The sequence below is a fragment of the Bacillus fungorum genome (genome assembly GCF_002746455.1).
In the GTDB taxonomy this organism is placed as follows: Bacteria; Bacillota; Bacilli; order Bacillales; family Bacillaceae_G; genus Bacillus_A; species Bacillus_A fungorum.
Window position 1 is genome coordinate 58,995 of record NZ_NWUW01000005.1, and the last position, 20,233, is coordinate 79,227.

21 protein-coding genes and 1 pseudogene are annotated in these 20,233 nt (G+C 35.3%); all 22 read left to right on the plus strand.

What is annotated here, in order from left to right; all coding sequences use genetic code 11:
- Positions 1-140 precede the first annotated feature (140 nt).
- The 22 genes and pseudogenes from CO726_RS08870 to CO726_RS08975 all read left to right on the plus strand — a co-directional run bounded on the left by CO726_RS08870 (position 141) and on the right by CO726_RS08975 (position 20,213).
- A complete protein-coding gene (locus tag CO726_RS08870; protein WP_000940742.1) occupies positions 141-377 on the plus strand; it encodes a DUF1146 family protein in 237 nt (78 codons plus the stop codon).
- A gap of 51 nt (positions 378-428) precedes the next feature.
- Positions 429-1,133 carry a YwmB family TATA-box binding protein gene (locus tag CO726_RS08875; RefSeq protein WP_425427777.1) on the plus strand — a complete coding sequence of 235 codons (705 nt, stop codon included), beginning with the start codon at positions 429-431 and terminating at the stop codon, positions 1,131-1,133.
- A 39-nt stretch (positions 1,134-1,172) separates the two neighbouring features.
- Positions 1,173-2,477, plus strand: coding sequence for a UDP-N-acetylglucosamine 1-carboxyvinyltransferase (gene murA / locus CO726_RS08880; protein WP_060632944.1), 1,305 nt, complete (start codon positions 1,173-1,175; stop codon positions 2,475-2,477).
- A gap of 208 nt (positions 2,478-2,685) precedes the next feature.
- Positions 2,686-3,705, plus strand: a complete 1,020-nt coding sequence (gene spoIID / locus CO726_RS08885) for a stage II sporulation protein D (RefSeq protein ID WP_099684007.1) — start codon at positions 2,686-2,688, stop codon at positions 3,703-3,705.
- Between the two features lie 52 nt (positions 3,706-3,757).
- Positions 3,758-4,285 (plus strand): annotated as a pseudogene (locus CO726_RS08890) (AMP-binding enzyme); the annotation flags it as partial.
- 115 nt (positions 4,286-4,400) lie between these two features.
- The gene (locus tag CO726_RS08895; RefSeq protein WP_099684008.1) at positions 4,401-5,408 is read left to right on the plus strand and encodes a LytTR family transcriptional regulator DNA-binding domain-containing protein; all 1,008 of its coding nucleotides are present in this window, start codon (positions 4,401-4,403) and stop codon (positions 5,406-5,408) included.
- A gap of 180 nt (positions 5,409-5,588) precedes the next feature.
- A complete protein-coding gene (locus CO726_RS08900) occupies positions 5,589-6,431 on the plus strand; it encodes an ABC transporter ATP-binding protein (protein WP_099684009.1) in 843 nt (280 codons plus the stop codon).
- Entirely contained in the window at positions 6,431-7,135 is a 705-nt protein-coding gene (locus CO726_RS08905) for an ABC transporter permease (RefSeq protein WP_098761394.1), read from the plus strand. The genes CO726_RS08900 and CO726_RS08905 overlap by 1 nt, the downstream gene beginning before the upstream one ends.
- Positions 7,136-7,296: 161 nt before the next feature.
- Positions 7,297-8,202 carry a stage II sporulation protein SpoIIQ gene (gene spoIIQ / locus CO726_RS08910; RefSeq protein ID WP_099684010.1) on the plus strand — a complete coding sequence of 302 codons (906 nt, stop codon included), beginning with the start codon at positions 7,297-7,299 and terminating at the stop codon, positions 8,200-8,202.
- A gap of 141 nt (positions 8,203-8,343) precedes the next feature.
- Complete coding sequence (locus tag CO726_RS08915; protein WP_000008901.1) at positions 8,344-8,478, plus strand: hypothetical protein; 135 nt, start codon at positions 8,344-8,346, stop codon at positions 8,476-8,478.
- Positions 8,479-8,785: 307 nt separating this feature from the next.
- Entirely contained in the window at positions 8,786-9,058 is a 273-nt protein-coding gene (gene spoIIID, locus CO726_RS08920; protein ID WP_000544012.1) for a sporulation transcriptional regulator SpoIIID, read from the plus strand.
- A gap of 161 nt (positions 9,059-9,219) precedes the next feature.
- Positions 9,220-10,221 carry a rod shape-determining protein gene (mreB, locus tag CO726_RS08925; protein WP_000457986.1) on the plus strand — a complete coding sequence of 334 codons (1,002 nt, stop codon included), beginning with the start codon at positions 9,220-9,222 and terminating at the stop codon, positions 10,219-10,221.
- Between the two features lie 577 nt (positions 10,222-10,798).
- Positions 10,799-11,233, plus strand: a complete 435-nt coding sequence (gene fabZ / locus CO726_RS08930) for a 3-hydroxyacyl-ACP dehydratase FabZ (RefSeq protein WP_000931959.1) — start codon at positions 10,799-10,801, stop codon at positions 11,231-11,233.
- Positions 11,234-11,598: 365 nt separating this feature from the next.
- Positions 11,599-12,276, plus strand: a complete 678-nt coding sequence (locus CO726_RS08935) for a CpsD/CapB family tyrosine-protein kinase (protein ID WP_099684012.1) — start codon at positions 11,599-11,601, stop codon at positions 12,274-12,276.
- A gap of 275 nt (positions 12,277-12,551) precedes the next feature.
- Positions 12,552-13,295 carry a YveK family protein gene (locus tag CO726_RS08940; RefSeq protein ID WP_099684013.1) on the plus strand — a complete coding sequence of 248 codons (744 nt, stop codon included), beginning with the start codon at positions 12,552-12,554 and terminating at the stop codon, positions 13,293-13,295.
- The gene (locus CO726_RS08945) at positions 13,285-13,986 is read left to right on the plus strand and encodes a CpsD/CapB family tyrosine-protein kinase (protein WP_099684014.1); all 702 of its coding nucleotides are present in this window, start codon (positions 13,285-13,287) and stop codon (positions 13,984-13,986) included. Before CO726_RS08940 ends, CO726_RS08945 begins: the two co-directional genes overlap by 11 nt.
- Positions 13,987-14,096: 110 nt before the next feature.
- Positions 14,097-14,864 (plus strand): tyrosine-protein phosphatase, encoded by a 768-nt coding sequence (locus CO726_RS08950; RefSeq protein ID WP_099684015.1) that lies wholly within the window; start codon positions 14,097-14,099, stop codon positions 14,862-14,864.
- A gap of 239 nt (positions 14,865-15,103) precedes the next feature.
- The gene (gene bpsC / locus CO726_RS08955; RefSeq protein ID WP_099684016.1) at positions 15,104-15,985 is read left to right on the plus strand and encodes a UTP--glucose-1-phosphate uridylyltransferase BpsC; all 882 of its coding nucleotides are present in this window, start codon (positions 15,104-15,106) and stop codon (positions 15,983-15,985) included.
- Positions 15,986-16,003: 18 nt separating this feature from the next.
- Entirely contained in the window at positions 16,004-16,678 is a 675-nt protein-coding gene (locus CO726_RS08960) for a sugar transferase (RefSeq protein ID WP_099684017.1), read from the plus strand.
- A gap of 37 nt (positions 16,679-16,715) precedes the next feature.
- Positions 16,716-17,957 (plus strand): UDP-N-acetyl-D-mannosamine dehydrogenase, encoded by a 1,242-nt coding sequence (wecC, locus tag CO726_RS08965; RefSeq protein WP_099684018.1) that lies wholly within the window; start codon positions 16,716-16,718, stop codon positions 17,955-17,957.
- Entirely contained in the window at positions 17,954-18,940 is a 987-nt protein-coding gene (locus CO726_RS08970) for a glycosyltransferase family 4 protein (RefSeq protein ID WP_099684019.1), read from the plus strand. Before wecC ends, CO726_RS08970 begins: the two co-directional genes overlap by 4 nt.
- 1 nt (position 18,941) lies before the next feature.
- Positions 18,942-20,213, plus strand: a complete 1,272-nt coding sequence (locus tag CO726_RS08975; RefSeq protein ID WP_099684020.1) for a lipopolysaccharide biosynthesis protein — start codon at positions 18,942-18,944, stop codon at positions 20,211-20,213.
- The last annotated feature ends 20 nt before the right edge of the window (positions 20,214-20,233 follow it).

The window sequence follows — 20,233 nt, forward strand, 5'->3', positions numbered from 1 at the left end:
AGTATACGTTTTTTAAGAGGAAATTACGATGTAAAATGTAAGATACTTATTTGCATTTGAAAAAGTGTGGCTCTTACTTATTATGGTATCGTTTTTATGTGATTTCGTAAGTAATAGCTGGGTAAAAAGGGGTCGATTTTTTGGCACATCTTTTAGGGCAACAAGCACTGATTGCCATTGTTTCGCATTTATTGTTTATTACCATTACGTGGTGGGCCTTACAAGGTATTCACATTGAGCGTTTAATGAAGCCTGGAAAGGTGATGCAGACGCGAGTACTGCTCATCCTAATTACAATTGCAATTGGGACATCTGTAAGTAACTTTTTCCTTGATTATTTAGGCTATTCAAAGAGTTTAACGTATTTAGTAAAGTAAGTGTATAGAACCTCATATCTCCGTTAACAATGGGGATAGGAGGGGATGAAATTGAAGCTTAAAGCCATTCTTATTGTTGCACTTAGTGTTGTTTTATTTTTGGTTGGATATAGAGAGATGAAACCAATCGGCGATGAACAGAAAATGGAGAGCATGATCGCAGCTTTAGAGAAAAATGATGCTAAAGTAGAGAAATGGTCATGGTTAGCGCGAGAAACAAAAACAATTTCTAATATACATACGTTTCAAAGGTTGTTAAACGACGTGAGGGATAAGGCGAATGTTCAAAAGTGGGAATTAGAGCAATCTCCAGATGGATATAAAGCTACATCCTATAAAAAGTTTTCTTCTTATGAAGAACGAGTAGTAGTAACTTGGAGTAAGGAAAATACTAAAGAAAACACTTTCATTATTGTTGAAGTAAGTGGGGCGAAATGGGACCCGAAGTACATTCAAAATATGAATAAAATTTTTAGTGAAAAACCTATAATTTACACTTGTGTTCAAGGTGTACTGAATGATAAGATTGAAGGTGTTTTGCAAAATAAAACCAATCAGGTTTTGAAAGATCTTTCAGCAAGAGCGATCGAACAGATAGAAGAAAGAGCATTTGTTTCAGTCTCCGCATACAATAAAAAGTGGGATGACGCTCTTTCAACAAATAGAGAGAAAATAAATGTGCAAATAGCAATACGTTCTACAGACAACAAAGATACAATTGTGGTTGGCACACCGATCATAACTTCTGAGTATTGAGTGAATAGATACTGAAAAAAGGACACGGAGGGGAATAATTTGGAAAAGATCATCGTCCGTGGCGGAAAGCGGTTAAACGGCACAGTGCGTGTTGAGGGCGCAAAAAATGCTGTATTACCTATAATCGCTGCAGCCCTATTAGCGAGTGATGGAAAGAATGTACTATCTGAAGTACCAGTTTTGTCTGATGTATACACAATTAATGAGGTATTACGTCATTTAAATGCTGAAGTCGTATTTGAAAATAACCAAGTAACAATCGATGCTTCTAAAGAACTAAACATTGAAGCTCCATTTGAATATGTACGTAAAATGCGTGCATCTGTTCAAGTAATGGGACCATTATTAGCACGTAACGGTCGTGCTCGTATTGCACTTCCTGGTGGATGTGCAATTGGTTCACGTCCAATTGACCAACATTTAAAAGGCTTCGAAGCAATGGGAGCAAAAGTACAGGTTGGTAACGGTTTTGTTGAGGCATACGTTGAGGGAGAACTAAAAGGAGCTAAAATTTATTTAGACTTCCCAAGCGTGGGCGCGACAGAGAACATTATGTCTGCAGCTACATTAGCAAAAGGGACAACAATCCTTGAAAACGCAGCGAAAGAACCAGAAATCGTTGACTTAGCTAACTTCTTAAATGCGATGGGAGCGAAAGTACGCGGAGCTGGAACTGGAACGATTCGTATCGAAGGCGTTGATAAATTATATGGCGCAAACCACTCTATTATTCCTGACCGTATTGAAGCGGGAACATTCATGGTTGCAGCGGCAATTACTGGTGGAGACATCTTAATTGAAAATGCTGTTCCTGAACATTTACGCTCAATTACAGCGAAAATGGAAGAAATGGGTGTTAAAGTTATTGAGGAAAATGAAGGTGTACGTGTTATCGGCCCAGATAAGTTAAAAGCGGTTGATATTAAAACTATGCCTCATCCAGGTTTCCCAACAGACATGCAATCACAAATGATGGCATTATTACTACAAGCTGATGGAACAAGTATGATTACAGAAACGGTATTCGAAAACCGCTTTATGCACGTTGAAGAATTCCGTCGTATGAATGCTGATATTAAAATCGAAGGTCGTTCTGTTATTATGAACGGTCCAAACAGCTTACAGGGTGCTGAAGTAGGCGCAACTGACTTACGTGCTGCTGCTGCATTAATTTTAGCTGGTTTAGTATCAGAAGGTTACACTCGTGTAACTGAGTTAAAGCATCTTGACCGTGGTTATGTAGATTTCCATAAGAAATTAGCTGCATTAGGTGCAACTATCGAACGTGTAAACGAAAAAGTAGAAGAAGTGAAAGAACAAGAAGTTTCTGATCTTCACGCTTAATTGAAATAGTCTCTATGTCTTTTGACGTAGGGGCTATTTTTTTTGGGTTATTACTGTTATAGTCAATAAATTCTATACTTATGCACGTACCAGTAAAAATATTTAGAAAATTTTTGTTTTATAGGGTTCCCCTTAAGTATGTTCTAAAAGAAAGAGTTGTTCCATAAGAATGAAGGGAGTAAAGCTTTTTCATATTGGGGGAAATAAGATGAAATTTTCAAAGCCACTTTTCATCACAGTAGCGCTTCTCATAGCGCTCGTTATCATTGTACCTGCTGCTCTTGTTATTCCGTTTGCGAAAGCAAAAGTAGGGGAAGAAGCAGCTTCTAAAACTCCTCCAGCGATAGAAAGTATACCAGCTCCAGGGAAAGTGGATACAGCGGTTCAAGTTGCTGTATATCGTGAGAAACAGAAGAAGGTAGAGACATTACCTATGGAGGAGTATGTGACCGGTGTAGTAGCTTCTGAGATGAATGCCAGTTTTGAAATAGAGGCGCTAAAGGCGCAGGCATTAGCAGCGAGAACATTTGTAGTCCAGCGTATGCTAAGCGGAGGAAAGAAAAACAATGCGGACGTGACAGATACGGTGAAAGATCAAGTGTACAAAAGCAAAGAAGAATTAAAGAAACAATGGGGTAATAACTACGAAAATAATTTGAAGAAAATCGAGGAAGCTGTTTCGAAAACCGCAGGACAAGTTTTAACGTATGATGGAAAGCCAATCTCAGCATCCTTCTTCTCAACGAGTAATGGCCGGACAGAAAATGCGGCTGATTATTGGGGAAATGATTATCCGTACTTAAAGAGCGTAGATAGTCCGTGGGATGAAGCATCTCCGAAATTTACGAGTGAGCAAACATTTACAGTAGCTGACTTTCAAAAGCGTCTCGGCGTGAAAGTGCTAGCGGACGGAAAAGTTGGCGATATTAAAGAGCGCACAGAAGGAAAGCGTGTAAAAGATGTAGCGTTTCAAGGTAAAACATTAACAGGAAGAGATGTGCGTGACAAATTAGATTTACGCTCTTCTGACTTCACATGGAAACAACAAGGGGATAAAATCATCGTTACAACGAAAGGCTTCGGTCACGGCGTTGGTATGAGCCAATACGGAGCGAACGGTATGGCAGCGGAAGGTAAGAAATATACAGATATCGTCGCCCATTACTATAAAGGCGTTGAAATAAAGACGATGAACGATTATGAAGGAAAGTTGATGGTGAAGAAGTAGGGGTAAAAGGAGCTAATTTTAATTAGCTCCTTTTGTCATTATTTGTAGAAAACAAATGAAAGTGAATGGACAAGATGGTGAAATTAAGTGGGATGGAGAAGAGATGGGAGAACTCTGTTTAAGGGGTCTGTGGATCGCTGGTAGCTACTATAAGGATGAGCGTACAGAAGAATCAATGAAAGACGGTTGGCTCCATACAGGCGATATTGTTACGGTTGATTCGGAAGGATTTATTAAAATTGCTGATCGGACGAAAGATTTAATTAAAAGCGGAGGCGAATGAATTTCTTCCGTAGATTTAGAGAATGCTTTAATGTCACACGATAAAGTATTAGAAGCATCTGTCGTGGCGGTGCCGCATGAAAAATGGCAAGAACGCCCCGTTGCTTTTGTTGTATTAAAAGAGGGACAAGCAGTAGAAAGAGAAGAGCTGTATGCTTTACTAGAAGCAGAATTTCCAAAATGGTGGATGCCAGATGATATTTTATTTGTAAACGAGATTCCGAAAATATCTGTAGGGAAGTTCTTAAAGAGAGCGCTGCGTGATCAGCTTAAGACGTATATGGTAGAAAAAAACTAGAAAAGAAGGCATCCTTTCATTTGGATAGCCTTCTTTTTATGGTGTTTCATAAAATATCTAAATTTCCCATTAATTGTTTGATACAATAGGGTAAAAAGTATTTGGGGGAGACAGAATGGCGCTACTGGAGTTGAAACAATTAGGAAAGACGAACCAGTTACCGGCAGTTGAACTGAAGGTTGAGAAGGGGCAGTGTGTTGTTTTGCAATGTAATAACCATACAGCTAAAGTGTTGTACCGCATCATTATTGGTGAGGAAGAAGCTTCAACTGGCAATGTACTATTTGAGGGAGAGTCGATTGGAAAGAAAAACTATTCTCGCATTGGCTTTTGTTTTTTGAAAGATGAGGCATATGATCGTTTGAAGGTGAAGGAATACTTTAAGTTTTTAATAGGGCTGTATGAATCGAATATGAGTATAGAAGAAGTTGTACAATATGTCGGCCTCTTAGATAAATTAAACGTTAAAATAGAAAAACTATCATTTTCAGAGAAACGTCGTCTTCATATCGGGCGAGTGATGATTCATAATCCGGATCTAGTTATTTTGGAAGAGCCGGAGCAAAATGTAGATACAGAAAGCACGATTATTATTCGAAAAGCAATTGTGAAAATGAAAGAGCAAGGAAAGGCAATCTTTATTACGTCATCATTTCTATCGGACGCCCTTTCGTTAACAGAAGATGTATACATATTAAACAACTATGGTGTGAAAAAAGTAGAAATCGGACAAGAGGAAGTGGAAGAAGTTGATGAAGAAAAAGTCGTTCAAATGATCCCGCAAATGAAGGTAGAAAGAATACCAGCGAAAGTGAACGATAAAATCATTTTACTTGATCCAATGGAGATCCATTTCATTGAAACGCAAAACGGCGTGACACATATTCATGTTCGTGAAGGTGATTTCGTATGTGCATTAACATTAAGTGAACTAGAAGCGAGATTAACAGGTTTTGGTTTCTTTAGATGTCATCGCTCGTACCTTGTGAACTTACAAAGAGTGCGAGAAGTGATTACGTGGACTCGTAATAGTTTTAGTTTAATTTTGGATGACGAAAGAAAAAGTTCAATTCCGCTTTCGAAAGGACGAATGGATGAATTAAAAGGCGTGATTGGGCTATAAAAAGTGCTCCAATAAGTTCGAAATACGATCTATTCACCGGTAAAAATACTCCTTTTACCGGTATTTTACTGCGCCTACCCTTTGTTTTTCATATGATTGAGTCAAGAAAAGCAAAACAAAAAACGAAAAGCGCTAAAGCGACTTTCATTTATAAAAGAGAAAAACAAAGGGGATGACGAGATGACATTGGCAATTGAAATGAAAGATGTAATGAAAAGTTTCAATGAAAAAACGGCACTTCGAAATGTGAATATTGAGGTGAAACAAGGCGAAATTTTCGGATTCCTCGGACCAAGTGGATCTGGGAAAACGACAACAGTAAAGATTTTAACTTCTCAATTACTGCATAGCGTTGGAACGGTAAGAGTATTAGGGAAAGATATTACAGGACCAAGCAACATCGATTACAAACGAATTGGTATTTTAACAGACAACAGTGGCTTATATGAACGACTTAGCATCTATGATAACTTACTATTATTTTGTGACTTATACGAGTGCAAAAAAGAACGAATCGATGAAGTGCTAGCACAAGTGAATCTATTAGATGATAAAAAAACATTAGTAAAGAAACTATCAAAAGGGATGAAGCAACGCGTTACACTAGCAAGAGCAGTCCTACATAAACCAGATATCCTCTTCTTAGACGAACCAACATCTGCGCTTGATCCAGTAAACGTACAAAACATTCATAAAATCTTAAAAGACTTAAATAAAGAAGGAACGACGATTTTCTTAACGACTCATAATATGGACGAAGCAGAAACACTTTGTAACCGCATTGCCTTTCTATGCGGCGGAGAAATTGTAGCACTTGATACACCGGAAAACCTACGCTTACAATATGCGAAAGATCAAATACAAGTCATACTAAAAGACAAGAAGAAAGAAATCGTAAAAAAAGATGAATTAGGTGCAAAACGCATTTCAGAATGGATGAAAAAAGGCGAATTACTATCGATTCATTCACACGAACCAACGCTAGGCGATATCTTTATTGAAGTTACTGGGAGGGGATTATAATGACATTTTCAATGAGACGTGTATCAGCTATTTTTAGAAAAGAAGTACAAGATTTTAAGACAAATTCACAAGTGTTGCTAATGGCATCTTTACCAATTATATTTGCATTTATATTTAGCCGATTTGGAGGAGGGCAGGCAGGGGTCGGCATTATTACTTTAATGGCCTTTATATTTGTAGCAGGTTTTGTTCAATCAATGGTAATTGCAGAAGAGAAAGAAAAACATACGTTACGTGTGTTAATGTTATCACCAGCTTCTTCTGTTGAAGTTCTGCTTGGAAAAAGTATATTAACAGCATGTTTGACGTTGGGTATTTGTATTGTGAACTTATTCATTTTAGATCAATTAAGTGGAAATCTCTTATTGCTAGCATTTATTTTCTTATGTGGAACAATTCTATTTACTTTAATTGGAACAGTAATTGGATTACTTGCTGAGTCTGTCCCGCAAACATCACTAATTGGAATGCCGATATTAATGACGATGTATTTAGCAGTGCAATTTGAGCCAATGGTTGAAAATAAAGTAATTAAGACAATGATTAGTTATCTTCCAACATCTCATCTTGAAAAGGCAATTAAAAGCTTAGTAGAGGGTGCAGGGTTTAGTAGTATTATTGGGCATATGCTAAATGTTGGAGTGTGGCTTATTATTTCACTTATTGCATGTTTAATCGTATATAAAAAGAAACAATTGGACTAAAAACTGAGCTGAAACGCTCAGTTTTTTCTTTTTTCTATCATTTCCTCGGAAATTTTTCAATTTCTATACATATTTTTACAGATTTTGTCGAAAAGTAATTAGTTATACGTTGTATAGGATACGTGAATATTGTTCAAAATGATTGCTGAGGTGATGATGGAATGCGAGGAAGAAATAATAAAAAGTCGCAAAAGGTAGTACATTTATTTCAAAAAAGATGGGTGTTTCCGGCACTGTACATTGCTTGTGCAGCGGTAATTTTAATGGTTGCGTTATGGTTCCAAGGAGCTAATCCGAAGAAGACTCCGAACCAAGATCAAGCAACACCGTATACACAATCGGAAGATCCAGCAGTACCAGTAACGAAATCTTCAGAAGTAGTGAAAATGCCAGCTGCCGCGAGTGTGGAAGTAGTCGTACAGAAGAAGTTCTATGAAGATGCAGCAACTGAGGCGGAACAAGAAAAAGCACTTGTCTTTTATAACAACACATATTCCCCAAATAAAGGAATTGACATTGCTGCGAAGAATGGAAAAGAGTTCAATGTTACAGCTGCTTTAAGTGGTACAGTAACGAAAGCTGAAAAAGATTCACTTCTTGGTTATGTTGTAACAGTTGATAGCGGAAATGGTGTAGCAGCTTCTTATCAAAGCTTAGGCAGTGTAAAAGTAGAAAAAGGTGCACGAGTTGTACAAGGTGAAGTATTAGGAAAATCCGGTCTAAGTGCAATGAATAAAGAAGCAGGTTCTCACGTTCACTTTGAAGTACGTAAAGACAATGTGGCTGTGAACCCTGAGCGCTACTTAAATAAGTCAGTAGCAGAAATTAAAGCTGATGCAGGTGCTGCAAAAGCAACGAATGCTTCTGGTAAAAAAGCTGATGAGAAATCTCAAAAAGAAGAAAAGTCAACGAGCACGAAACCAGAAAGTAAAACAGAAGATAAGTCTCAAAAAGAAGAGAAATCAACAAGCGGTTCGACTAGTGACAAAAAAGAAGAACCGAAGAAAGAAGAAAAATCAACAAATGGTTCTACAGAATCATCTAATAGTTCTTCTTCACAAGAATAAAAAAGTGGAAAAATCAGTTCTCACTAGGAGAGCTGATTTTTTTACTTTCATATGAAAATACTCAATTTCGAGAAAAAAGTTGCAATAACAAGGAAAAATGACGAGATTCTCGAATATATATTACAAAAGGGAGGGGATACTGTGTCATTTTTATTTGTTCTGTCGACTGCTATTATTTTATTGTTTGTTTTATTCACCTTATATTATTATATTGCCGGTAAGAAAGAGGTTCCCCACCATCAGTTGTTAGAAGAAGAGTTTGAACGAGAAGAATGACACCTTATATACAAGGTGTCATTTTTTTCGCCAAAATAGTCATTGTTAACATATTTCTCACAAAAAAACGTAATTTTTCTTAACTTAGTCCGCAAAAATAGTGAACATGTAGCATATATCAGTAGTGCGGGCAATACAATGGTATAAACCAAAGCAAAGAGAGTGTTTGAGGTGAGAAATCGTGAATCATTTCATTATAAATCCAAGAATGTTTAACGCTTACAAACAGCACTCACACTTACTTCTTAGTCGTATGCAGCGAGGCTCATTTCACACTTCTCACATCCAAATTAGGGAGGCGAGTGGTGTGCACGATTACATCAAAGAGAGAACTATCAAGATTGGTAAGTATATCGTGGAGACAAGAAAGACAGTGCGTGTCATTGCAAAGGAATTTGGGGTATCAAAGAGTACAGTCCATAAAGATTTAACGGAACGTCTACCAGAAATTAATCCAGAGCTCGCAAATGAAGTGAAAGAAATTCTTGATTATCATAAGTCTATTCGTCATTTAAGAGGCGGAGAAGCAACAAAACAAAAGTATAGAAAAGAAGATGTAGAAAAGCCGGTACGTCAATAAAGGTACAATCGTGAACATTCCGTTTCAATTCGGTAATATTTTTCAGAAGAATTCTTTTTGCGAATATTACGTTTCTGTTAAATTTATGATAAAATCAGAAATTAGGTGTAAAAGAATTCGGGTGTAACCTGATTTTGAATATCGAGGAGGAAAAAACGGGAATGTTTGCGCGAGATATCGGAATTGACCTAGGTACGGCTAACGTATTAATCCATGTTAAAGGTAAGGGTATTGTATTAAATGAGCCATCTGTTGTTGCTATTGATCGTAACACAGGTAAAGTATTAGCAGTAGGTGAAGAAGCAAGAAGTATGGTGGGACGTACGCCTGGTAATATTGTAGCCATTCGTCCACTTAAAGATGGTGTAATCGCAGATTTCGAAATTACAGAAGCAATGTTAAAGTATTTCATTAACAAATTGGACGTAAAGAGCTTCTTTTCAAAACCTCGCATTTTAATTTGTTGTCCAACAAATATCACATCAGTAGAACAAAAAGCAATTCGTGAGGCTGCTGAACGTTCAGGTGGTAAAACAGTATTTTTAGAAGAAGAACCAAAAGTAGCCGCAGTTGGTGCTGGTATGGAAATCTTCCAACCAAGCGGTAACATGGTTGTTGATATTGGTGGAGGTACAACAGATATCGCTGTACTATCTATGGGTGATATTGTTACCTCTTCCTCTATCAAAATGGCTGGCGATAAGTTTGATATGGAGATCTTAAACTACATTAAACGTAAGTATAAGCTATTAATCGGAGAACGTACTTCAGAAGATATTAAAATTAAAGTTGGTACAGTATTCCCAGGTGCACGTAGCGAGGAACTTGAAATTCGCGGACGTGACATGGTAACAGGTTTACCACGCACAATTACAGTATGCTCTGAAGAAATTACAGAAGCATTAAAAGAAAATGCAGCTGTTATTGTACAAGCTGCAAAAGGCGTACTAGAGCGCACACCACCAGAATTATCAGCGGACATCATCGACCGCGGTGTTATTCTAACAGGCGGTGGAGCTTTACTACACGGTATCGACATGCTTCTAGCAGAAGAACTAAAAGTACCAGTATTAATTGCTGAAAACCCAATGCACTGCGTTGCGGTTGGTACAGGTATTATGTTAGAGAATATCGATAAATTACCACGTCGTGCTTTGAGATAAAGTGAAAGGACTACGGTTTTAATCGTAGTCTTTTTTTATTTTTCTATTTTTTTATTTTGATTTTTTGAGAAAATGGAAGAAAAATAAAGTAAAACGAAGAATATAGGTAAAATATTGATATATATGGTTAAATTTAATATTTCCTTATTCGAAAACGTTTATAATATAATGAGTCGAATACGACATTAAGGCAAATCATGTTTTAATACATATTGCCTTTCCCTAATCTGGGCATACACTCTTTTCTACCTCCGTGTCAGTTGCAAGTATATGCAGCTATTTTAAGAGAATAGAGTGTGTGCATTTTTTTATATATAGAGTTGAAAAGATATTAAAGTTTCACTTTACCCCGCATTAACGGGCAGTAAGACTCCCGCCTCAAAATTCCGCGAATACAAGGGAGCTAGGTGGGAGATCAACTGCCCGTAAAAGCCCGATTGGTGAAGGCTAATAATCAGCGGGAAATGGCACCCACTGATTAAAGTTTCACTTTATAATGACAAATAATAAACAAAATGGGATAATAAACAATATGTCCAAGTGGTAAGACCAATATTACAAAAGGGGCGATTGTTATATGCTAAATATAGAACAAATTAAAGAAATCATTCCTCACCGCTATCCATTTTTACTTGTTGATAAAATATTAGAAGTAGATGAAGGAAAAAGAGCGGTTGGAATTAAAAATGTATCCGCAAACGAAGAATTCTTTAACGGACACTTCCCAGACTATGCAGTTATGCCTGGTGTACTTATCGTGGAAGCATTAGCACAAGTCGGAGCAGTTGCTGTATTAAAGAAAGAAGAAAACCGCGGAAGACTTGCTTTCTTCGCAGGTATCGACAATTGTCGTTTTAAAAAACAAGTACGTCCAGGTGATCAACTTCGCCTAGAAGTAGAAATGACACGTGTACGTGGTCCAATCGGAAAAGGAAAAGCAATCGCAACAGTAGATGGTGAAGTTGCATGTGAAGCTGAAATTACATTTGCGATTGGTGATAAAAAAGAATAGATGTTAATTAAAAAAATTCTTCTGTATGTTACAGAAGAATTTTTTTGATTAATGTATTTTTGATTCGAAATATTAAGATACAGATTAATCAGAATTTTTATTGTAAATGAATGGAAGTTCGTATATAATGACGCTATAAATATCTTGAAATTAAGATAAATGATAGCGCGATAAAAATAGAGATGTCGTTGTCACATTATAGAAGGTGTGGGATAGGACAAAGGTTATTCTGATTCGTTATGATGAAGAGTAGAGGAAAGTAATGGAGAAATTTAACGGTAGAAGTAAATGAAAAATTGGCCTAGCATATCGAGCATAAAAGAGAAAAAGGGAAAATGTCGTATTCTGAAAAAGGAGATCATAACATGTTCGGGAGAAAGAAAAGAAAGCCATTAAGACAATTAATTACAAATAAAGAGCCTAAATCACGCATTGCGGAACAATACCGTAATATCCGTACAAATATTGAATTTACATCAGTAGATAACCATATCCGTTCCATCATTGTCACTTCAGCAGATCCAGGTGATGGGAAAACAACGACCATTTCTAATCTAGCAGTTGTTTTTGGACAACAAGGTAAAAAAGTATTGTTAATTGGAGCTGACCTACGTAAACCAACATTGCAAAATTTATTCGCTGCACACAATCCAAATGGATTAACGAATTTATTATCAGGACAAGCATCGTTTGTGCAATGTATTCAAAAAACAGACATAGAGAACGTATATGTTATGTCAGCAGGTCCAATCCCCCCAAACCCAGCAGAGCTACTTGGATATCGTAAAATGGACGAAGTACTTTTAGAGGCATATAAGATGTTTGACATCGTTTTGATTGATACACCACCTGTACTGGCTGTTACAGATGCACAAATACTCGCTAATAAATGTGATGGAGTTGTATTAGTAGCACGCAGTGAAAAAACAGAAAAAGATAAACTAATAAAAGCAAAACAAATATTAGATAAAGCATCCGGAAAGCTACTTGGTGTTATATTAAACGATAAAAGAGAAGAACAAGAGCGATATGGATATTATTAGAAAATAATGTATGAAATAGTATTTTTTAAAGCTAGTAATTTTTTTACTAGCTTTTTTGAATTGTTTTAAAATTACGTATCGTATTATACGAAAAAAATGATATAATAGAATTTTTGGCAAATTGATGTAATGTGTTGTCATATTTAAGATTATTTTGTAAGATTATATATGTTTTTAAATAAGAAACGTACATAGATATTACTTAAATAAAAAAATGTAAGATTTATATGTTATAATTTTTCTTATGTGCAAATTTTAGAAAGTTGGAGGAACTTATGGAAGAAACAATTAGTTTAAAAGAGTTATTTCATATTTTAAAAAAACGTTTAGCAATGATCCTCGTAATCGCCTTTGGTGCAGCTATTGTAAGTGCTATCATTAGCTTCTTCTTTATGACACCAATCTATCAATCTTCGACGCAAATTCTTGTTAACCAGAAGAAGCAAGAGGGTGCAATGATTCAAGCAGGTGAAGTTCAAACGAATATTCAATTAACGAATACATATAAGGTTATTATTAAAAGTCCAGTAATCTTAGATCAAGTGAATGAAAAATTAAATTTAAATATGACACCGCAAGCTTTAACAGAAAAGATTAATGTTGCGAATGAAAAAGATTCACAAGTCATTTCTGTAACAGCTGAGGATAAAGATCCAAAATTAGCTCGTGATATTGCTAATGCAACTGCGGATGTATTTAAAGGTGAAGTTGCAAAAATTATGAGCGTGGATAACGTAACAGTATTATCAAAAGCAGAAGTTGCAGAAAATCAATCTCCGATTAAACCACGTCCAATGTTAAATGTAGCAATCGCCTTCGTTGTTGGTTTAATGGCTGCAGTTGGTCTTGCGTTCTTACTAGAATACTTAGATAACACAGTAAAAAAAGAAGAAGATGTCGAAAACTTACTTGGTTTACCAGTGTTAGGTATTGTAGCACGCATGGATGAAGAAACAATGAACGTGAAATCACACGCTCCATCATCAAGAAAAGTGAGGGGACAAACAATTGGCTCTTAATTTATTTAAAAAGAAAAAAAATCATCGTCAACGTCGTCAATTAATTGCTCATCAACAACCGAAATCACCAATTTCAGAACAATATCGTAATATTCGAACGAATATCGAATTTGCAGCTATTGATACAAACTTACATTCATTAATGGTTACGTCTGCAAACCCAAGTGAAGGGAAAACAACGACAACAGCAAATATGGCTGTCGTGTTTGCTCAGCAAGGAAAGAAAGTGCTATTAATTGATGCAGACATGCGTAAACCAGCGATGCATCAAATGTTCCAAGTAGATAATATTTTCGGATTAACGAACGTATTAACACATAGTGAGCGTTTAGAGAAATGTGTACAAACAACATTAGTTGATAATCTATCTTTCTTAGCTTGTGGTCCAATCCCGCCAAACCCGGCAGAATTGTTAGGTTCAAAGTCGATGCAAGAACTTCTTGCACAAGCATATAGTATGTACGATTTAGTTATTTTTGATATGCCACCAATTTTGGCTGTAACCGATGCACAAATTATGGCAAATGTATGTGATGCGTCCATTCTTGTCGTTCGTAGTGAATCGACAGAAAAGGAATCAGCAGTAAAAGCAAAAGGATTGTTAGAATCTGCTAAAGGTAAACTGTTAGGCGTTGTTCTGAACGATCGTGAACGTGAACAAAGCTTATATTATTACTACGGTGCAAATTAATTGAAAGAGTGAGATATGAGAAGAACATATCTCCTTTTTTCCCTTGAATAAGAGAAATCTCTCATATTCAAGGGAAAAAAGATTTATATGAGAGAGGGAGGATGAAACAAATGATAGATTTACATTGTCACATTTTACCTGGTATCGATGACGGTGCACAGACAGTAACAGATAGTTTAGCGATGGCACAAAAGGCAGTAGAAGAAGGCATTCATACAATTGTCGCAACGCCACATCATCAAAATGGAAAATATATAAACGAACGTACCTCAATTATTCATGGAGTAAAACAACTAAATGATGAACTACAACAACATAATATTCCACTTACCATTTTACCGGGGCAAGAGGTCAGGTTATATGGTGATTTATTAGAAGACTACGAAGCTGGTAAAATTGTTACTTTAAATGAAACAAACAAATACATATTCATTGAATTTCCGTCTAATCATGTACCTCGTTATGCAGAACAACTATTCTATGAACTACGTGTAAAAGGAATGATCCCAATTATCGTTCATCCCGAACGTAATGCCGAGTTAATCGAGCGGCCAGATAAGTTATATAACCTTGTTAATAAAGGTGCATTAACACAAGTGACGGCAGGTAGTTTGCTGGGTAAATTCGGTAAAAAAATTAAAAAGTTTTCATTGCAGCTTGTGGAACATAATTTAACCCATATGATCGCATCAGATGCACATAACACAACATCAAGAGGATTTCATCTAGCAGAGAGCTACGAACTAATAGAGAAAGAATTCGGCGCAAGTGTTATGAATGATTTAAGAGAGAATCCGTATTTAATAATTAGCGGGAAAGCAATTTATAAAGAAGATCCAGAACAAATTCGTCGTAAAAAATTGTTTGGTATTTTTTAAATAAAGAACAGGTGATGCCTCCTAACCGTTATCAACGGAGGCACTCGGTCGTGCTGTGGGTAGAAATTACATTTCAACCTACCTTAGACGCTTGTCGTCGGGAGTATGGCGTGAGGATGGGTTAGATGCCCATAATTTATTTCTAATAGAAACTCTACCTATGGAGTTATACAAATGACTCTGTAGGTAGGGTTTTTGTTATTGTTACATATAAATAAAACGATATTGGAGGGCTACAATTGAAAAAAGTGAGAAAAGCAATTATCCCAGCAGCTGGTCTTGGGACGAGATTTTTACCAGCAACGAAAGCGATGCCGAAAGAAATGTTACCAATCGTCGATAAACCGACAATTCAATACATAGTAGAAGAAGCGATAGAATCAGGAATTGAAGATATTATTATTGTGACTGGGAAAGGAAAGCGTGCCATTGAGGATCACTTTGATCACTCTTTTGAGTTAGAACAAAATTTACTTGAAAAAGGAAAATTGGAAGTACTCGAAAAGGTACAAGCTTCATCGAAGATTAACATTCATTACATAAGACAAAAAGAACCAAAAGGACTTGGGCATGCAGTATGGTGTGCGCGTAAGTTTATTGGAAATGAGCCATTTGCAGTATTACTTGGTGACGATATTGTACAAGCAGAAACGCCATGTTTACGTCAATTAATGGATCAGTATGAAGTTGCACAATCAGCTGTAATTGGTGTACAGACAGTACCAGAACATGAGACACATCGTTACGGCATTATTGATCCTGTTGAACAAAATGAACGTCGTTATCAAGTGCGTCAGTTTGTTGAAAAGCCAGCAGAAGGCACAGCACCATCTAATTTAGCAATTATGGGTCGTTACGTGTTAACACCAGAAATCTTTATGTTTCTTGAAGACCAACAAACAGGTGCTGGTGGAGAAATTCAGTTAACAGATGCGATTCAACGATTAAATGAAATTCAGCGTGTATTTGCTTATGACTTTGAAGGAACTCGTTATGATGTTGGTGAGAAGTTTGGTTTTATTAAGACTACTATTGAGATGGCACTTCAGCATGAAGAATTGAAAGAAGAGTTAGTGAAATATATGAATACAATAGTCAGCAAAGAGAAAGTATTTGTATAAAAGAGAGGAGGGGAAAATTTGGAAGAAAGAAATTTGATAAGTAAATCTACAACTATCAATACCGTTAGAAAGCAAAATGTTTTGTATTTATTCTTGAAAAGAGCAATAGATATTGCAGGTGCAATTATAGGTTTAATTATATTCTCCCCATTTTTTATTATAATTCCCATTCTTTATATGTGTGGAGAGGGAAAAGGACCGGTATTTTTTAGACAATCTAGAATAGGTCAAAATGGTGAATCTTTTGGTATATATAAATTTCGTTCCATGGTAATTGATGCTGAAGGAAAGCTAAAGCAAAATGAAATGCTTTATAAAAAGTATATAGATAATAACTATAAACTCGAGCCGGAAGAAGATCCTCGTATTACGAGTGTAGGGCGTTTTTTGAGAAAAACGAGTTTAGATGAATTACCTCAGTTTATCAACGTTCTTAAGGGCGACATGAGTTTAGTTGGGCCAAGACCGGTAGTTCAAGAAGAACTACTGGAATACGGGGGAAGAAAAGATGAATTTTTATCTGTAAAACCAGGAATTACAGGATACTGGCAGGTTAGTGGAAGAAGTGACGTTGGATACCCCGAAAGAGTAGATTTAGAATTGCATTATGTATACAATGCATCATTATTTTTCGATATAAAAATTTTATTTTTAACTGTAGTAAATGTGGTATTAAGAAGAGGCGCTTATTAATTAACTTCATTGTTGTAAAATAGAAAGGATGTTACAGATGAATGAAAAAGTTTGTGTAGTAGGATTAGGTTATATTGGATTGCCAACAGCAAGTTTATTGGCCACTAAAGGATTTCAGGTATATGGTATAGATGTCAATGAATCTGCTGTAGAAATGATTAATAGCGGAAAAGTACATATTTATGAGCCGGACTTAGATATTATGGTAAAAGCCGCTGTGCAAAGTGGAAATTTAAAGGCAGGAATTGTACCGGAAACTTCGGATATTTTCATATTAGCTGTTCCAACACCGTTTAAGGGTGATCACAAGCCAGATTTAACTTATGTTGAACAAGCAACAAAAACAATAGCACCATACATAAAACCAGGTGATTTAGTTATTTTAGAATCTACAAGCCCAGTAGGAACAACGGAAAAAGTGACAGAATGGATTTTAGAAGAGCGTGAAGATTTAACTGTGACAGAAGAAGTTAATTCAAATAAAGGAATTTTCTTTGTAGCACACTGCCCTGAAAGAGTATTACCAGGACATATTTTAAGGGAATTAGTAGAAAATGATCGAATAATAGGCGGTATTAACCAAAGATCTACGAAGAAAACTGTAGATTTTTATAAGAAATTTGTCAAAGGTAAAATACTTGAAACAAATGCTAGAACAGCAGAAATGGCAAAGCTAACAGAAAACTCATTCCGAGATGTAAACATTGCATTTGCTAATGAATTATCTATGATTTGTGATGAACTTAATATTAATGTTTGGGAATTAATAAGTCTAGCAAATAGACATCCTCGTGTGAATATTTTACAACCAGGACCAGGAGTAGGTGGACATTGTATTGCTGTAGATCCTTGGTTTATTGTAGATGCAGCGCCAGAACAAGCTAAACTTATACATACAGCTCGACAAGTAAATGATTATAAGCCAGGTTATGTTATAGATAAGATTCGTGAAAAAGCAGACAAATTTAAAAATCCTATTATTGCTTGTTTAGGTCTAGCGTTTAAGGCTAATATTGATGATTTGCGTGAAAGTCCGTCTGTTGAAATTGTGGAATATTTAGCTAGTCAGCAATTTGGAAAAATTATTGTATCTGAACCCAATATTCAACAACTACCTGAGAAATTAAGCAAATTAGGAATTGAATTAGATTCAACAGTTTCAACTATTTCAAAGGCAGATATAATTGTGTTATTAGTAGATCATGACGCATATAAAGATATTGATCGTTTGATATTAAATGAAAAAGTTGTTATTGATACTAGAGGCGTATGGAGATGAAAAAGAATAAATATTTTTTAATTGGCCCTTATCCCCCCCCTTTAGGAGGGGTAAGTGTCTATATTTATCGTTCAAAAAAAAGATTGGAATCGATGGGTGTTGAGGCTGAAGTAATAGATTTTTCGAGGATGTCACGTTATGAGAAGATTAAATTTTTGTTAGTCACGAGTTTTTTATCACCGTCATATCATACATTTCATTTGGATGGATTTAAATTTCCTTTAATGTTAATGTTAATTTTTAGGCCATTTAAATCCCATATCATTTTACATCATCACTCAATTCGAAGATTAGATAACTTAGGTAGAATTCAAAAATGGATTGCTAGAATATTCGTAAAAAAAATAGATGAATGTATTATGGTAGGAGCTCATTTGAAGGATGGTTATGTAAAAAATAACCTTCAATTACCAAAGAAAATAACTATTCAATCACCCTTTGTACCACCCCCAATGGAAGATGAACAAAAAATTATGGATACCTATTCATATGAAACCAAAAAATTTATAGCACAAGCAAATCCTCTTATAGTAGGCAATGCTTCTGTAATTACATTTCATAACGGTTTTGATTTATATGGTTTAGATATAAGTATTAAAATGATTGATAAATTAAAAGAAAAGTATAAAGATATTGGATTGATTTTTGCTCTTGCTGAAATTGGTGACGAGGATTATTTTAATGAAATTAAAAAAGAGATAAATTTAAGTGGGCTTGAAAATAATATTCATTTCATTACAGGACAAAAAGAATTATGGCCACTTTTTAAACATGCAAATTTAATGGTGCGCCCAACATATAGTGATGGATATGGAATTAGTATAGAAGAAGCGTTATATTTGGAATGTCCAGCAGTTGCTAGTGATGTGTGTCAGAGACCGGAAGGAACAGTACTGTTTAAAAATAGAGATTTAGATGATTTTATAACTAAAGTAGAAAATAGCATAGGCCAGATGAATGGGGTATCGAAGGAGAAAGTATAATATGAAGCATCGTTTAATAACCCTTATTAACAAAATACGTAATAACCTAGTACAGTTGGGTAAAAAGGGTTTTTTTAGTTTGTTACTTACTAAATTCTTGATCCAATTCTTAGGATTCGGGAGTATTATATTAGTTGCTAAATTTATTAATCCTGAAAGTATGGCACAAATAAGAAGCTTACAAACATATTTAACACTAGCTGTTATAATAGGAACTTTCGGCCTAGATACCGCTATATTAAAGTTTTGTGCTGAGAAAAGAGAAGACAACCAAAAAGAGAAAATCCTTTCGCATTCTATTCGGAATAGTTTGTTGTTTTCTTTTTTATCCATTCTGTTATTTAATTTGTTTTTAATACTTACCTCTAAACAATATTCGATTTATTGGGGCATATATACTTTATGTGTACCAATATTAGTTTTAACAAATATATTAATTAATTATCTCCTGGCTTTAAAAAAGGTAAATAAAATGGCTAGTATACAAGCGATTATAAAAGTGCAGGGTGCATTGTTTATAATTATTGGTACTTGGTTATTTGGTGTAAAAGGTTTTATTATCTCTACGGTTTTAGGATTGGCTATTGGTTTATACCCTCTATTTAAAGAGGCGAATCTTGTGAAGAGATTAGATAATTCAAACATAGATATACCTAAGCAATTTTGGGGAATTGCTTTTTTTAGTTTTTTGGCTAATTTTGTAAATAACATAGGTAACTATGCAGATATTATTGTTATGGATAACTTTATAACTGATCGTGTTGAAATGGGATATTATTCAATCGCCACAATATTTCTTCTAGGTGCTACTCAAATTACAGCAACTTTACAAAATATATATACACCTTATTTAACAGAAAAAAGCAATGATTATAAAGGCTTAAAAGAGATGGCCTTTAATCTTCAAAAGAAAGCTATTATTTTAAGTATAATTGCAGGATTAGCAGTGTATATTGGTTCTTTAGTATTTGTTCCTTTCTTTTATGGGGAATCATACAAAAGTACAATCACATATACAGGAATACTTATGATTAAATATGTGTTGTATTCATCTTATGCTATTATGGGTGTTACATTATTAGCAATGGGTAAGATGAAAGAAAATTTTTATGTGACACTTATCTCAGCACCTATTGCCTTGTTAATTAATTATGCAGCTTCACAATACTTTGGCATTATAGGAGTTGCGTGGGCGCAAATAGCTAATGGTGTCATTATGTTGACTTTACAATATACAATAGTAATCCGTGTGTTTAAGAGATTAGATAAGTAAAAAGAACTTTTAAAATTTAG

Excerpts from the sequence above, each read along its gene's own strand:
- spoIID (WP_099684007.1), top strand. The coding sequence starts at position 2,686 with ATGAAATTTTCAAAGCCACTTTTCATCACAGTAGCGCTTCTCATAGCG.
- CO726_RS08895 (WP_099684008.1), top strand. The coding sequence starts at position 4,401 with ATGGCGCTACTGGAGTTGAAACAATTAGGAAAGACGAACCAGTTACCG.
- CO726_RS08900 (WP_099684009.1), top strand. The coding sequence starts at position 5,589 with ATGACATTGGCAATTGAAATGAAAGATGTAATGAAAAGTTTCAATGAA.
- CO726_RS08905 (WP_098761394.1), top strand. The coding sequence starts at position 6,431 with ATGACATTTTCAATGAGACGTGTATCAGCTATTTTTAGAAAAGAAGTA.
- spoIIQ (WP_099684010.1), top strand. The coding sequence starts at position 7,297 with ATGCGAGGAAGAAATAATAAAAAGTCGCAAAAGGTAGTACATTTATTT.
- mreB (WP_000457986.1), top strand. The coding sequence starts at position 9,220 with ATGTTTGCGCGAGATATCGGAATTGACCTAGGTACGGCTAACGTATTA.
- fabZ (WP_000931959.1), top strand. The coding sequence starts at position 10,799 with ATGCTAAATATAGAACAAATTAAAGAAATCATTCCTCACCGCTATCCA.
- CO726_RS08935 (WP_099684012.1), top strand. The coding sequence starts at position 11,599 with ATGTTCGGGAGAAAGAAAAGAAAGCCATTAAGACAATTAATTACAAAT.
- CO726_RS08940 (WP_099684013.1), top strand. The coding sequence starts at position 12,552 with ATGGAAGAAACAATTAGTTTAAAAGAGTTATTTCATATTTTAAAAAAA.
- CO726_RS08950 (WP_099684015.1), top strand. The coding sequence starts at position 14,097 with ATGATAGATTTACATTGTCACATTTTACCTGGTATCGATGACGGTGCA.
- wecC (WP_099684018.1), top strand. The coding sequence starts at position 16,716 with ATGAATGAAAAAGTTTGTGTAGTAGGATTAGGTTATATTGGATTGCCA.
- CO726_RS08970 (WP_099684019.1), top strand. The coding sequence starts at position 17,954 with ATGAAAAAGAATAAATATTTTTTAATTGGCCCTTATCCCCCCCCTTTA.
- CO726_RS08975 (WP_099684020.1), top strand. The coding sequence starts at position 18,942 with ATGAAGCATCGTTTAATAACCCTTATTAACAAAATACGTAATAACCTA.